Here is a 14,036-nt window from a genome sequence, read left to right as displayed (position 1 = left end):
CTCTGTGTCTGAGAATAGGAAGGGAAGTTAAATATGTATAATCCAAGATTTGAGAAAGAAGCATTTAAGAAAGAAGTGGAAAGCAACGTAAAGCATCTGTTTCGTAAAACCGTGAAAGAAGCGACGCCTCAACAGTTATTCCAGGCAGTATCTTATGCAGTAAAAGAAGCAATTATTGATGACTGGATCGCAACGCAGAGACAGTATGACAAAGATGATCCGAAGATCGTATATTACATGTCTATGGAGTTCTTGTTAGGAAGGGCACTTGGCAATAACCTGATTAATATGACAGCGTATACAGAAGTAAAAGAAGCATTGGACGAGATGGGAATTGACCTCAATGCCATCGAAGATCAGGAGCCGGATCCGGCACTTGGTAATGGCGGTCTGGGACGTCTGGCAGCCTGCTTCTTGGATTCACTTGCATCTTTGGGATATGCAGCATATGGCTGTGGTATCCGTTATCGTTATGGAATGTTCAAACAGAAGATTGAAAATGGTTATCAGGTAGAGACACCGGATAACTGGCTGAAAGACGGCAATCCGTTTGAATTAAGAAGACCAGAATATGCCAAGGAAGTTCGCTTTGGCGGAAATATCCGTGTTGAGTACGACAATCAGACTGGGGATATTCGCTTTAAACAGGAAAACTACGAATCTGTTATGGCGGTTCCATATGATTATCCAATCGTAGGATACAATAATCATGTGGTTAACACCTTACGTATCTGGGATGCAGAGCCGATCGTAGACTTCCAGCTGGAGTCATTTGACCGTGGAGATTATCACAAGGCAGTAGAGCAGCAGAACCTGGCAAAGAATATTGTAGAGGTCCTGTATCCAAATGATAATCATTATGCAGGAAAAGAGCTGAGACTGAAACAGCAGTATTTCTTCGTATCTGCAAGTCTTCAGGCAGCAGTTGCAAAATATAAGAGAAAACATGACGACATTCACAAGTTATATGAGAAGATGACCGTGCAGATGAACGATACACATCCAACCGTTGCAGTTGCAGAGTTAATGCGTATCCTGCTGGATGAAGAGAATCTGGGATGGGATGAAGCATGGGAGATCACCACAAAAGTCTGTGCATACACCAACCATACCATTATGGCAGAGGCTCTGGAGAAATGGCCGATCGACTTGTTCTCAAGACTGCTTCCTCGTGTATACCAGATCATTCAGGAGATCGACCGCCGCTTTATTGAGCAGATCCGTGCAATGTATCCGGGTGATGAGAATAAGGTTAAGAGTATGGCAATCTTAAGAGACGGTCAGGTGAAAATGGCTCATCTTGCAATCGTTGCCGGTTACTCTGTCAACGGTGTGGCAAGACTTCACACAGAGATTCTGAAGAAACAGGAATTAAAAGATTTCTACCAGATGATGCCACAGAAGTTCAACAACAAGACAAATGGTATCACGCAGAGACGTTTCCTGATGCATGGTAACCCGCTTCTTGCTGACTGGGTAACCGAGAAGCTTGGAACCAAGGACTGGATTACAGACCTGTCTCTGATGAGTGGACTGAAGCCGTTGGCCGACGATCCGAAGGCTTGTCAGGAATTCATGGATATTAAGTATAAGAACAAAGAGCGTCTGGCAAAATATATTCTGGAGCACAACGGAATCGAAGTGGATCCAAGATCTATCTTTGACGTACAGGTAAAACGTCTCCACGAATACAAACGTCAGCTGTTGAATATTATGCATGTTATGTATCTGTATAATCAGATCAAAGAGCATCCAGAGAAACATTTCTTCCCAAGAACATTTATCTTTGGTGCCAAAGCATCTGCAGGATACATCCGTGCAAAACAGATTATTAAGCTGATCAATTCCGTTGCAGATGTCATCAATAATGACCGCAGCATCAACGGTAAGATTAAAGTTGTATTTATCGAGGATTACCGTGTATCCAATGCAGAGATGATCTTCGCGGCAGCAGATGTCAGCGAGCAGATCTCAACGGCTTCCAAAGAAGCATCTGGTACTGGTAATATGAAGTTCATGTTAAATGGTGCTCCGACTCTTGGAACTATGGACGGTGCAAACGTAGAGATCGTGGAAGAAGTCGGAATTGAAAATGCATTTATCTTCGGTCTGAGTTCAGACGAAGTCATTAACTATGAGCAGAATGGCGGCTATAATCCATGGGATATCTATAACAACGATCCAGATGTGCGCAAAGTCGTTGACCAGCTGGTAAATGGAACCTACTCAAATGGCGACACAGAGATGTACCGTGATCTGTACAATTCTCTTCTGAACACTAGGGGCGGCAACCGTGCAGATATGTACTTCATCCTGAAAGATTTCCGCGCTTATGCAGAGGCACAGGAGAAGGTAGGAGCAGCTTACGAAGACAAGGAAAGATGGGCGAAGATGGCTCTTCTGAATACTGCTTGCTGTGGTAAATTCTCTTCTGACAGAACCATTCAGGAATATGTGGATGATATCTGGAAACTGGATAAGGTGACTGTTGAAGTGAATAATGAGGTTCCTGAGTATTAATAAGATGTTCAAATCGTGAAAAAATAGAATAAAATATACGGCCCTTCCATACAGTGTATGGGAGGGTATTTTTATGCGAGCAAAGTTCAAAAAATTCGGATGTTATGTCATCATTATTATATTACTGCCATACGTGGTCACGGTGTTCCTGAATGGGCCAAGCATTACTTCTTACTCGCATGTGGATGAGACGTATGTGAAAGTAAGGGTGGCGGATGCTTCAGGGGATGAAGCTGCCGGTGGGGATGCTGCAGCAGGAACCGTAGTGGAGATGCCGATTGAGGAATATTGTGTGGGAATGTTAGCAAAAGAGATCCCGGCATCTTATGAAGAAGAGGCATTAAAGGCACAGGCGATTCTGGTACGGACGGATGTCTATAAGAAGATTAATGAGTCGGGAAGCGATACGGTATTGGAAGGTGACTTCTGGACACAAAAGCAGATGGAAAAGGCATGGGGTGGTAAATATTCGAAATATTATCATAAGCTTGAGAAAGTCTGGAGTGAGACCGAAGGGCAGGTGCTCAATTACGGAGATACACTGGCACTGACACCATTTTTCCGGCTGAGTAATGGCTGGACTCGTGATGCCAAAGAGGTATTGGAAAGTGAAGATTATCCTTACCTTAAGATCGTAGAATGCCCGGACGATATCGAAGCCGAGAAGCAGCTGCAGACGGTGACAGTAGATGATATGGACGCAGAAATCACGGCAACTGATACCGCAGGATATGTGTTGAATGTCCGTGTCGGACAGGAGAATGTCAGCGGAGAAGAATTTCGCAATACATACAAGTTGGCTTCGGGATGCTTTACCTTACAGCGCTGCAACGGACAGATTCGGATCACGACTAGAGGGATCGGTCATGGGCTGGGGTTAAGCCAGTATGAAGCTAATCAAATGGCAAAAAACGGCAAAGCATATGAAGAGATTCTGCAATATTTTTTTGAAGGAACCGAAATCAAAGAAGTCGCAGAAATATTACTGGATACAGAATAAGACCATCGCGATCTGGCAAAAATATAGTCAGAGGTGGTGATAAGATGAATAAAAAGCAAAAGCCTTCGCAGAAAAAGAAGGCTGCTACCGTTGCGGCAGTATTATGCTTTGTGGCAGCAATTGCAATAGTTGGAACATATACATTCAATGACTATAAAATGACACAGCAAAAAGAACAGCTTGCGCGGGCGGAGGAAACCAATGATACAGAAGATGAAAAAGATACAGAACCGGCAGAAGAGGCTAACAATCTAGTTGTCAGCAATCAAGATGAGACAGAGGAGCAGGAAGATCAGAATCAGGAAGACACTGCTGACACGGGCGGGATCAGTGGAAACGGAAGTGCAGTACAAAGTACATCCGGTAGCGGAACGAACTTAAGCTTCAATGAAGACAGTATACTCCTGTGGCCGGTAGACGGTACGATCCTGATGAGCTACAGTATGGACAAGACCGTATATTTCTCGACCCTGGATCAGTATAAGTACAATCCTGCAGTCATTATCTCCGGTGCCGAAGGTGACCAAGTCATCTCCGCGACAGCCGGAATCGTCAAATCCATTGATGTCACGGCAGAGACCGGAACGACCGTCAATGTAGATATCGGCAATGGATACGAACTATTCTATGGTCAGCTCAAAGAAGTCCCGGTTAAAGTCGGCGATTATGTGGAGGCAAAGACCGTGTTAGGTTATGTCAGCCAGCCGACCAAATACTACAGCGTAGAAGGATGCAACGTCTACTTCGAGATGCGAAAAGACGGACAGCCAGTAAATCCAGTCGAATACCTGGCAGAAGAATAAGTCTTGTTTGGGGACGGGGGTTTTTTCATTTTCCTCCGTCCCAAATTCAGATATCCCTGTCCCTTTTTCAAGTATCCCTGTCCCCATTTGACAATTGTTGAAATTTTTCTATAATAATAAACAATATGAAAAAATAAGTCGGAGCAGGAATATGAACTATACATATATTGTGAGATGTAAAGACGGAAGCCTCTACACTGGCTGGACAAATGATATAGAAAAGCGTATAAAAGCCCACAATGAGGGAAAAGGAGCGAAATATACCAAGTCAAGACGACCGGTAAAGTTGGTGTATTATGAGGAGTTTCAAACAAAAGAAGAGGCTATGAAAAGAGAGTATGCGATCAAGCATATGCGACGAAAAGAGAAAGAAAAGATCATTGGGGACAGGGTAAATTGAAAAAGGGACAGGGATATTTGAATCTGGGACGGAGGAAAATGAAAAAACCCCCGTCCCCAATTTTAAAGTACGAATGCGTACATGACGATGAAGTGGCAGGCGCTGCCACCCATGACAAAAAGGTGGAAGATCTCATGGCTGCCGAAGTATTTGTGGCGGCTATTGAAGAGTGGCAGCTTTAATGCGTAGATGACTCCGCCTACGGTGTAGATGATTCCGCCGGCGAGGAGCCAGCCGAAAGCAGCCGGTGACATGGAGTTGAGCAGTTGGGTAAATGCCAGCACGCAGGTCCATCCCATGCCGATATAAAGCACGGAGGATACCCATTTTGGACAGTATACCCAGAATGCTTTGATCAGAATCCCGACAATGGCGATTCCCCATACAATAGAGAGGAGAATGATTCCGGTCTTCCCTTTGAGGACCAGCAGGCAGATTGGTGTATAGCTTCCGGCAATGAGTACGCTGATCATCATATGATCGATTTTCTTTAAGATTGTATTGATTTTCTCGGATTTATTAAAAGTGTGATATGTGGTGCTTGCCGCATATAATAGGATTAAGCTTATCGCATAGATTGCGATTGAGATTACGTATATCCTGCTTGGTTCGTGTGCGGCCTTTATCAACAAAGGTACTGCTGCAAATATAGCCATGAGCATTCCGATGAAATGTGTGATGGCGCTTCCTGGGTCTTTGATGTGTTCTTCGATTGACTGTGCCATAGTAACACCTCCTGAAATATTGAAATCACAACAAGTAGTTTTTAATACTACATAATCTATATGTGTATATTATACCCGATATTCCTAAAATGCAAGCAGAATTTGAAAATTTAAGATTTTTCTTAGAAAATGAGTAAGTGTGTTCATAAATAATCAAGTGGCATGGTTAAATATAAAATAACTGGCTGTTTCTGTAAATCCACATTGATGATAACATAATTTGGAAAATCAAAGGAGTGTAGAGAAAGGTAGGAAGAGTGATGGAGGCAGAAACAGTGAAAACGAATTCGAGAGATAATGTAAAAGCGATGGTGATTACCGCTTTTTTTGCAGCAATTACATTTTTAGGAATACAGGCATTTCGCATCCCGCTCCCGGCAGCGATAGGAACACCATTTGTGCATTTTGGACATATTTTTGTTGTAATGGGGTTATTACTTCAGGGCGGAAAAAGAGGTGCGATATCTGGAACGATCGGTCTGGTCGTATTTGATATATTGAATGGATATATTCAGGATATTCCACAGGTCTTTATCGAGACAATGGTAAAATGTCTGATTGTGGGAGCGATCTTTTATTTGCTTCAGAATAGAGCAGTGCAGGATAAGAAGAGGGAGTATAGAAATGCGATTATTTGTGCGATTATCTATGGCTGTTTGAATATTGTGATCGAGCTTGTGATGGGAACGATTAAGATGATGTTGCTGGGAAGTGGATTTGCGGCGGCATTTGTCGGATCAGTCGTGTCAATTCCGGCAACAGCGATCAATGCTATATTTATGGTTGTTGCGATTGCGGTGCTGTATAAGCCCGTCAGCAATATTTACCGGCGAATCGCATGCTAGAATCGCAGGATAGATCCGCTGGCAAATAGATTACTCAGAATCAGGAATATGTTTTTTTATATAATGAATGAATTCCGTGGCGACGTGGGATAGTTGATGATCCTTGTTCCAGATTAAGACATAGGAAGCCGTCACGGAAGGGTTGACCAGTTCTTTTATGCAAATGTCAGAGCTTATGCCCACTTCTGCTGCAGAAGCGGGATATATGGCAATTCCGACGCCCTGGCGTGTTAATTCAAAGGCATTGAGCATATGGGCAATCCGACAGCAGATCTTAGGTTTCTGACCGGTCATCTGGAACCATCCGCTGATTTCCTGGAGACGGGATGCACGCGAAGGGATTATAAGGTCATAAGGTGCCAATTCCGCTAATTCAATGGTGCTTCCTTCATGACGTGCAAGTGGATGCGAGGACGGAATCATGGCAATCCAGGGCTCTTTATAGACGGAAAGTGCTTCTACACCTTCTGCATTATGAGGTTTCATGATGATTGCCAGATCGCATAATCCCTTCATGACGCGGTTTACGACGTCGTCCGAGTTCCCGTTCCAGAGATTGTACTGTACATGAGGATGAAGCTGATGAAAGCCCGCAATCCACTCGGAAAACAGACGGGGAGCATGGCCCTCTACGGACGCAAGAAAAAGAGTTCCCTGAAGTCCCTGCTTCATTTCGCGGATTTCTTCCGTAGATTTATTTACCAGATCGATCACCTGGATGGCATATTGGCGAAATAACTGACCTTCTTCCGTAAGCTGGAGCGCATGCGGATTACGGATAAATAATTTCACGCCCAATTCATTTTCCAGATCTTGAATCTGACGGCTTAGCGGAGGCTGTGCAATACAAAGCTTGTCTGCAGCCCTTGTAAAATTCATTTCCTCGGCAACCGCCAGAAAATAGCGAATATGTCTTAATTCCATCGTAAAATATCTCCATTCTATCATACTTAAAAGGTATCAATATAAGTTTATTATATGTATTTCCATATAAGGAGTCAATGTGTTATATTAAAATCAACAAAAGGAAGTATACTATGAAAGCTTTGCAGTTTGCACCAGATAACCCATGATGTTACGCAATGCTGAAAAAATGAATAAAGACTGTAATGGAAGAAATAGATAAGGGATACCGACAAATGTGCGTCAGGTATCCCTATTTCGTTGCCGTACTTCTGGGAAAAGCCGTCGGGCAGCAAGTTTTCACAGCTTATGAGTGGTCCATAATCTTACAATAGAGTAATGCAGCCAATGTACTTATGGATGTTGCGATAATCCCGGCGCCCACGATGGCTGCTGGATTCACACTCCCATACTGACTGCGGTAAGCAATAACATTTACAGGAATCAATTGCAAAGAAGAAATGTTAATGATCAAAAACGTGCACATCTCATTGCTTGCTACACCCCTTTTTTGAATCGGTCCCGGCTGACGCCCGCTCCTTCGATCCTCCTCCAATCGGCCAAGCTCCTCCATTGCCCGCAGGCCCGCCGGAGTCGCTGCCCATCCAAGCCCTAATACATTAGCGATCAGGTTCGTTGTGATATGCTCCTCAGCAGGATGCCCTACCGGAAGATTGGGAAATAAAAAGCGAATCAACGGTCGGATTCTGCGGGATGCACTTTGAATCAGCCCCGCTTTCTCGGCAATTTCCATTAGTCCCACCCAGAGAGACATGACCCCCATCATAGTAATACACAGAGAGATAGCCTCCTTGGAGGAATCAATAGCAGCATTGGTAATATCCGGCATACGGCCTGTAAAAGCTGCAAAAATAATTCCAAGAAGAATCATAGCTGCCCAAAGATAATTCAACATAATAAACACCTTGCAAAGCTTTTAGTATAGGATATGTTGTAAATTGGGGACGTAGTACTTTGCAAAAGTACTACGTCCCCAATTTACAAATGTGGTGTACCCAAATGAAAAATGCCCTGTACCTATTTGTCACTTTTCTCTAATTTTCTCCATACTGTGAATATCATTGTAACGAAGCAGACTGTTCCGCCTACAAAATTGGATATGGGTTCTGCAAGAAATACGCCATTTGTTCCAAGGGTAGCAATTGTTGGAAGCCATAAAGTGAGTGGAATTACGATAATTGCTTTTCGGAATAAGGAGAAAAAGACTGCGTGGCGATATTTACCCAATGCGGTGAAGGTGGATTGACCGGCAAATTGTAAAGCCATCATAAAGATTCCGAAAAAGTATAAATGCATGGCGGGTACGCCTTTTTCCAAAAGTTCAGGATCGCTGTTGAACAGGTGGATAAAAAAGCGCGGGAAGAAGAATAGTAGTGCCCATGCTGCGAGGGAAAAAAGGATACAGAATAGGGTGGTAAATTTTATGGAAGATTTTACTCGGTCGTATTTTTGGGCGCCATAATTAAAGCTCATTACGGGTTGAGCACCGCTTGTCATTCCATTAACTGGCATGGTAATAATTTCGCGGACAGAGTTGATAACGGTCATGATTCCAACGTATAAGTCGCCGCCATATTTCTGCAAAGTTGCGTTACAGATAATCTGGACAGAACCGTTAGTAATCGCCATAATAAATCCAGCCATGCCAAGAGCGGTAATCTCTTTGATCAGCGATGGCTGCAGTGTCATAGATTCTCTGGTCAACTTGATAATTGCTTTTTGGCCGATCAGGAAATGAAAAACCCAGATGGAAGAAACGCATTGGGAAATAATGGTAGCCAGCGCGGCGCCTTGAACATCCATGTGGAGACCAAAGATAAATATTGGGTCTAATATCAGATTGAGGACAGCGCCGATTGAAACAGTCAACATTCCGGTAATCCCGAATCCCTGAGCGTTGATAAAATTGTTCATACCAAGGCTGGTCATGACAAATAATGTTCCCAGCAGGTAAATGCGAAGATAAGCATCAGCGTAAGGATAGGTAACATCACTGGCACCGAAAAGATATAATAACGGATGCTTAAATACAAAACACAAAATGGCCAGGACCGTTCCAGATAATAAAAGCATAGTAAAAGAATTTCCCATGATCTTCTGCGCACGTTCCGTTTCCCTGGCGCCGCGGGACATGGAAAATAAAGGAGCTCCGCCCATGCCAAATAGATTGGCAAAAGCAGTGATGATCGTAATAATAGGCAGAGTAAGTCCAATTCCAGTCAAAGCTTCTGTGGAAGTATGCGGGATATGACCGATGTAAATCCGGTCAATGACATTATATAAGACATTAATTAGTTGCGCCAAAGTCATAGGAACCGCAAGACGCAAAATATTTGCAGCAATACTTCCCTGACCAAAATCCTTCTTTTGTTGCGTTTTCATGTTATGTGTTTTCATGTTACATGTTCTCATATCTATCACCATTACAATTTATAGTATTTTATATCATAAAAACCCTAATAAGTAGTATATGCGTAGTAAGAAAGATTTTCAATAATTGGGGACAGGGTAAAATCAAAAAGGGACACGGTAAATTTAATTTGGGACGGAGGAAAATGAAAAAAACCCCCGTCCCCAATTATAAAAAACCCTGTCCCTACATATAATGTAAGCAACTGTATGGGAAGTATGAAATGGGGAACTTATGTGAAAATCTTGATGTATATGACGGATTTTATTGTCCCGCTTGTTATCTTTGGAATTGTAAGTTATGGTGTTTTGATGAAGGTGGATGTCTATGATACTTTTATTAAGGGGGCGAAAAGTGGATTTTATACGGTGATTAAGATTCTTCCGACATTGGTAGGGTTAATGGTTGCAGTGGGGGTATTGAGGGCTTCAGGGTTCCTTGATTTTTTGTCAGATATTATTGGGAGATTTTCTGAGTACATAGGCTTTCCCGGTGAATTGGTGCCGCTTACAGTCGTGAAGATGTTTTCTTCATCGGCCGCAACGGGACTTTTGTTGGATGTATATAAGGAGTATGGCACAGATTCTTATATTGGACTGATTGCATCTATCAGTATGTCGTGCACAGAAACTATTTTTTATACAATGAGTGTGTATTTTATGACGGCGAAAGTAACGAAAACAAGATATACACTGGGAGGTGCCATGTTTGCTACATTTGCCGGACTGATTGCAAGTGTGATCCTAGCCGGGCTGATGGTCTGAGGAAAATATGAATATAGAATGAAAAAGGACTGTCTATGACAGCCCTTAGAATATGTATCTAATCACTATTAATTTTACTATTTATCTTTATCCTTGTTCTTGCTGCGTGGATTTTTCCAAATATTCAAGGCGGCGATGATACCGACAATATATAAAATGCTTATCAAAATCGTCGGATTGTCTTTGAGCAGGTATACGATAGCAACGATGGCCGCCAGAGAGATCGTTAGCTGGAAAGCGATCAGCAGTCGCTTCTCTTTCACTTCTTTTGCCTGTTGCAGAAATTCTAATCGTTGTTGCTCTAACTTGAGATAATCCATCAGATCCTCATCTTTAATACGCGAAAGAATCAATTTGTCCCTTGTGTTCTCAACATCACGGGCGCGGGAACGGAAGAAATGCCTGCGGGGTTTTTCTTCTTCATCGCAATCTATATCTTCGAAATCGTCGTATTCATATGAAGCCTTTTGCTCTGTAGTGTGAGACGTTGTAGATTCATTTGATGTTGCAGATTCTGTAGAAGATTCTGCACGTTCAGCCGCAATAGATTCTTTTGCTGCGGCAGAATCTACATCTCCACCAGGTACTGGATTAACGGAATTATCTGCTGTTATCTGTGATTCTGCTTCTATTGAATTTGATTTATTTCCAATCGGTACAATTTTATTTGCATCAGACTTGCTTTCGATATTCTCTTCTTTAACCATATTTACTTCTTCAGACACAAGCTATACCTCCCTGTTAAATTTCTTTTATCATAACAATTTCCGACATAAAATTCAACAAATCTGATGAATGCAATTCTTAAATTTTATGGTAGTCCGAGGAAAATGAAACACTTTAAAGTGTGAAAGTCTCTAAATCATCCGGTACAAACAAATTTCCATGATAATATTGCCGGCCTTCTTTGGTATATAGTTTTTTCCGTTCTGCCAGATGTGATTCTTCGGTATGATAGAGCAGAAGGTTAGGAATCCCGAGCTTTTCTGCAAGCTGGCAGGCTTCTTTTACTGTACTGTGGTGTTTTTCGTAAGGTTTGAACTTGTCTGCTTCGCGGAACAGACAGAAGGCTTCATGTAAGAGCCAATCACTGTCTTTTACATATTCAAAATTGACTTCGTTGTATGGTTCGTCTCCAACGCAAGTGAATTTTTTGCCATTATTCAGCCGCATGGTAAATCCAAATTGTTTCGCCTTTGTAGAAGCAATGTCAAAAAAGGTTATCGGACAGTCAAGGATTTCGCGCTGGTCACCATTTTCGACAATATCAAACCGAATTCTTTCGCCCATATGTCTGCAGACCTTTTGTTGAATGGTCATGTTGGCGATTGACTGAATTTTTTCAGACAATTCTCTGTGGCAGTAGATATGTAAGTCACCGTCATATTTTCCCTGATTCATTTTCTGACCGATAATGCGAATCAGCCAGATGATCCCAAGAACATGATCCACATGCTCGTGAGTAACAAAGATATCATGAATATCAGCAATCTCGATTCCGGTATCTTTTAAGACTTTTAATATCCGATTTCCGCCGCCGGCATCCACCAGAAAATGTCTGTCGCCATCCGAAATGGCAAAACAAGTATTGTAGCATTCTGATACGGCAGCATTTCCGGTCCCTAATATTGTTAGCTTCATATAAAAATCTCCATTCTTTTTCATAGTTAAGTAATTTTTAGTATAACACAGTAAATAAAGTAATGCACAGTTGCTTTCAGCGAGATTCACAATAATGGTAGTATTGGGGTAAAAATTACAAAAAGGGACAGGGTAAAGTCAAAAAGGGACACGGTAAATTTAATCTGGGACGGAGGAAAATGAAAAAACCCCCGTCCCCAATTCTTCAAATGACGCTGGCCCGATGTCGAGCACGGCTTTGTGGAATCTTTCTTGTGTGAATTCGCTTCCCCATTTTTCGATTGCTTCTTTTTTTAACTCCAGAAATTCGATATATCCAATATAATATTTCAGATAGTTTCCGGGATCGGCTATGATTAGGTGGAAGATATCTTCGATGGTATTGGTATCGGTGATTCCGTAGCTTCGGAAGAAGGATACGGTGTCGACCAGGGTCCAGCCGTCGTAGTGTATGCCCATGTCGGCGAGGGCGTAGAGCCCGAGGATGACGGAGCTATTCTTCTGCAGAAGTGTGGCCTGCGCTTTGGAGATGGGAGCGTAGTAGTAGCTCAGCATCTCACTATAGGTGGCCCAGCCTTCGGTGTATCCGCCGTAATTCAGAAGCGTGCGGATGGGATCTGGATTCTGGCTGGCGAAGTAGGTGGTCTGGTACAGATGACCGGGATATCCTTCATGGGCAAGGGTCGTGAACAGGGACAGATCGTCGGGCAGATGTCCCTGATTAATGTAGATGACGTTGTTTTCGGTGTTGTCGATGGCTGGAATCATATAGAAAGCCGGACTAAGATACTCTTCCATGGATTTTTGGACGTATTTGATCTGCGTATTCACCTGTGGCGGCTCAGGAAAGTCTTTCCCCAATTTGGATTCTAACGTTGTCAGGATGGCAGCGGGATTGGAGTCTTCCAGGATCGCCCCTTGTGTTTTAAATATGTCGGAAGAGACGGAAGCTTCTTCGGTGGCGGTGGATTGTTCCTGGGTCAACACTTTTTGCATAGCCGTGAGATCATCGATCATCTGATTTTGTGTCAATTGCTGAAGCTCTGGAATGCTGCGGGAGGAGCCGGTCTCACTGGCGACCAGAACCTCGTAATATTTCTTCCCTTCTGGCAGATAGCAGAGTCCATTATGGTTCTTTCCGCTGCCGCGCAGTGCGGTCAGGCCCTCTATTAACTCTTTATATGCCGGGAAAATGTATTCCTCGATACATCGGGAATTTTCTTCTATATATGTATTGCGCTGTGCATCCGTAAGATCCAGAGAATCCAGTCGTTCTTCGAAAGAAGAATAGAGATAATTGGAATTCCCCATATTGATAAATGCCTGGCATTCTTTGATAATGTCATCGGCGGAGTAAGAAGCCATAAATAGCCCCATCTCGGATTTTTCATTTTCAAATTCGATAATAGAACGGAAATATTCTGGTGTTTTGGTCAGAAGTTCCAGGTAGGTATCGATGTCAGAAGAGTCATAGAACTGATATTCCGACAGAAGTACCGGAAGCTGAGACTGGGTGCCGGTCAGAGGCGCCAGAGGTTCTTCGTACAGTGCATATTTAGATTCTGCCAGAGTATCCGCCAGACTGTCCTCCAGTATATCATAGGTGCGTTGGTTTTCATCACAAAGGCGGCTGCGGTCGTAAGATTGAAGAAGCGCAAGTGCATTTTCCGCAGAAGCGCAGATGGCTCCGGTGTCAGTAGTACAAGTACCGTAGGTTACCGGGGCATCCGTGATTCCAAAGGCTTCGGGATCTTTTAATGTATAGTGAAGTGTGATGGTACTGCCGGAGACTTCCGTGCAGAAAAGTTGATGTGTATATTCAAGAAAACGCTGATCTTCGCTTTTGTCGAGATGTAGGAACAGCTCTGTGGCTAAGAAGAAAAGAATGGCAATAGAGAAAACAATTGCCACAGAGCGTTTCTTAGAGATTTTTGTCATGATGGTCCCTGAAAAAATGATTTGTATCACTATATGCGGAAAATTATTTTACAATGCAGATAATTC

Annotated in this window: 13 protein-coding genes; 6 read left to right on the top strand and 7 right to left on the bottom strand. The window is 42.9% G+C overall.

Annotated features, from left to right (window positions below):
* Positions 1-33: 33 nt before the first annotated feature.
* The 4 genes from JQM81_RS05235 to JQM81_RS05220 all read left to right on the top strand — a co-directional run bounded on the left by JQM81_RS05235 (position 34) and on the right by JQM81_RS05220 (position 4,723).
* On the top strand, positions 34-2,520 hold the full coding sequence (locus JQM81_RS05235; protein WP_235232484.1) for a glycogen/starch/alpha-glucan phosphorylase: 2,487 nt from the start codon (positions 34-36) through the stop codon (positions 2,518-2,520).
* Positions 2,521-2,593: 73 nt separating this feature from the next.
* Positions 2,594-3,520, top strand: a complete 927-nt coding sequence (locus tag JQM81_RS05230; RefSeq protein WP_235232483.1) for a SpoIID/LytB domain-containing protein — start codon at positions 2,594-2,596, stop codon at positions 3,518-3,520.
* 44 nt (positions 3,521-3,564) lie between these two features.
* The gene (locus JQM81_RS05225; protein ID WP_235232482.1) at positions 3,565-4,323 is read left to right on the top strand and encodes a murein hydrolase activator EnvC family protein; all 759 of its coding nucleotides are present in this window, start codon (positions 3,565-3,567) and stop codon (positions 4,321-4,323) included.
* 151 nt (positions 4,324-4,474) lie between these two features.
* The gene (locus tag JQM81_RS05220) at positions 4,475-4,723 is read left to right on the top strand and encodes a GIY-YIG nuclease family protein (protein WP_235232481.1); all 249 of its coding nucleotides are present in this window, start codon (positions 4,475-4,477) and stop codon (positions 4,721-4,723) included.
* Between the two features lie 62 nt (positions 4,724-4,785).
* On the opposite strand, the gene trhA is transcribed toward JQM81_RS05220, so the two are convergent.
* A complete protein-coding gene (gene trhA / locus JQM81_RS05215; protein ID WP_235232480.1) occupies positions 4,786-5,448 on the bottom strand; it encodes a PAQR family membrane homeostasis protein TrhA in 663 nt (220 codons plus the stop codon).
* Positions 5,449-5,723: 275 nt separating this feature from the next.
* Between trhA and JQM81_RS05210 the strand changes: the two genes are divergently transcribed.
* Positions 5,724-6,293, top strand: a complete 570-nt coding sequence (locus JQM81_RS05210) for an ECF transporter S component (protein ID WP_235232479.1) — start codon at positions 5,724-5,726, stop codon at positions 6,291-6,293.
* Between the two features lie 30 nt (positions 6,294-6,323).
* Here JQM81_RS05210 and JQM81_RS05205 read toward each other — a convergent pair whose 3' ends face one another.
* From JQM81_RS05205 to JQM81_RS05195, 3 genes are all read right to left on the bottom strand, one after another.
* Positions 6,324-7,217: a LysR family transcriptional regulator gene (locus JQM81_RS05205; RefSeq protein WP_235232478.1), complete on the bottom strand. Its 894-nt coding sequence runs from the start codon at positions 7,215-7,217 to the stop codon at positions 6,324-6,326.
* 286 nt (positions 7,218-7,503) lie between these two features.
* Complete coding sequence (locus JQM81_RS05200; protein WP_235232477.1) at positions 7,504-8,112, bottom strand: nucleoside recognition protein; 609 nt, start codon at positions 8,110-8,112, stop codon at positions 7,504-7,506.
* Between the two features lie 122 nt (positions 8,113-8,234).
* The gene (locus JQM81_RS05195) at positions 8,235-9,614 is read right to left on the bottom strand and encodes an MATE family efflux transporter (protein ID WP_235232476.1); all 1,380 of its coding nucleotides are present in this window, start codon (positions 9,612-9,614) and stop codon (positions 8,235-8,237) included.
* A gap of 249 nt (positions 9,615-9,863) precedes the next feature.
* Here JQM81_RS05195 and JQM81_RS05190 point away from each other — a divergent pair, with 249 nt between their 5' ends.
* Positions 9,864-10,391 carry a spore maturation protein gene (locus JQM81_RS05190; protein WP_235232475.1) on the top strand — a complete coding sequence of 176 codons (528 nt, stop codon included), beginning with the start codon at positions 9,864-9,866 and terminating at the stop codon, positions 10,389-10,391.
* A gap of 77 nt (positions 10,392-10,468) precedes the next feature.
* On the opposite strand, the gene JQM81_RS05185 is transcribed toward JQM81_RS05190, so the two are convergent.
* From JQM81_RS05185 to JQM81_RS05175, 3 genes are all read right to left on the bottom strand, one after another.
* On the bottom strand, positions 10,469-11,116 hold the full coding sequence (locus tag JQM81_RS05185) for a hypothetical protein (RefSeq protein ID WP_235232474.1): 648 nt from the start codon (positions 11,114-11,116) through the stop codon (positions 10,469-10,471).
* Between the two features lie 115 nt (positions 11,117-11,231).
* Positions 11,232-12,032 (bottom strand): MBL fold metallo-hydrolase, encoded by an 801-nt coding sequence (locus JQM81_RS05180; protein WP_235232473.1) that lies wholly within the window; start codon positions 12,030-12,032, stop codon positions 11,232-11,234.
* 159 nt (positions 12,033-12,191) lie between these two features.
* A complete protein-coding gene (locus tag JQM81_RS05175) occupies positions 12,192-13,970 on the bottom strand; it encodes a DUF885 domain-containing protein (RefSeq protein WP_235232472.1) in 1,779 nt (592 codons plus the stop codon).
* Positions 13,971-14,036 lie beyond the last annotated feature (66 nt).

The organism is Faecalicatena contorta (assembly GCF_021531895.1).
Classification (GTDB): Bacteria; Bacillota; Clostridia; order Lachnospirales; family Lachnospiraceae; genus JAFBIX01.
Note: the sequence above shows the minus strand (reverse complement) of the source record. Positions and strands in the feature narration are given on the sequence as shown.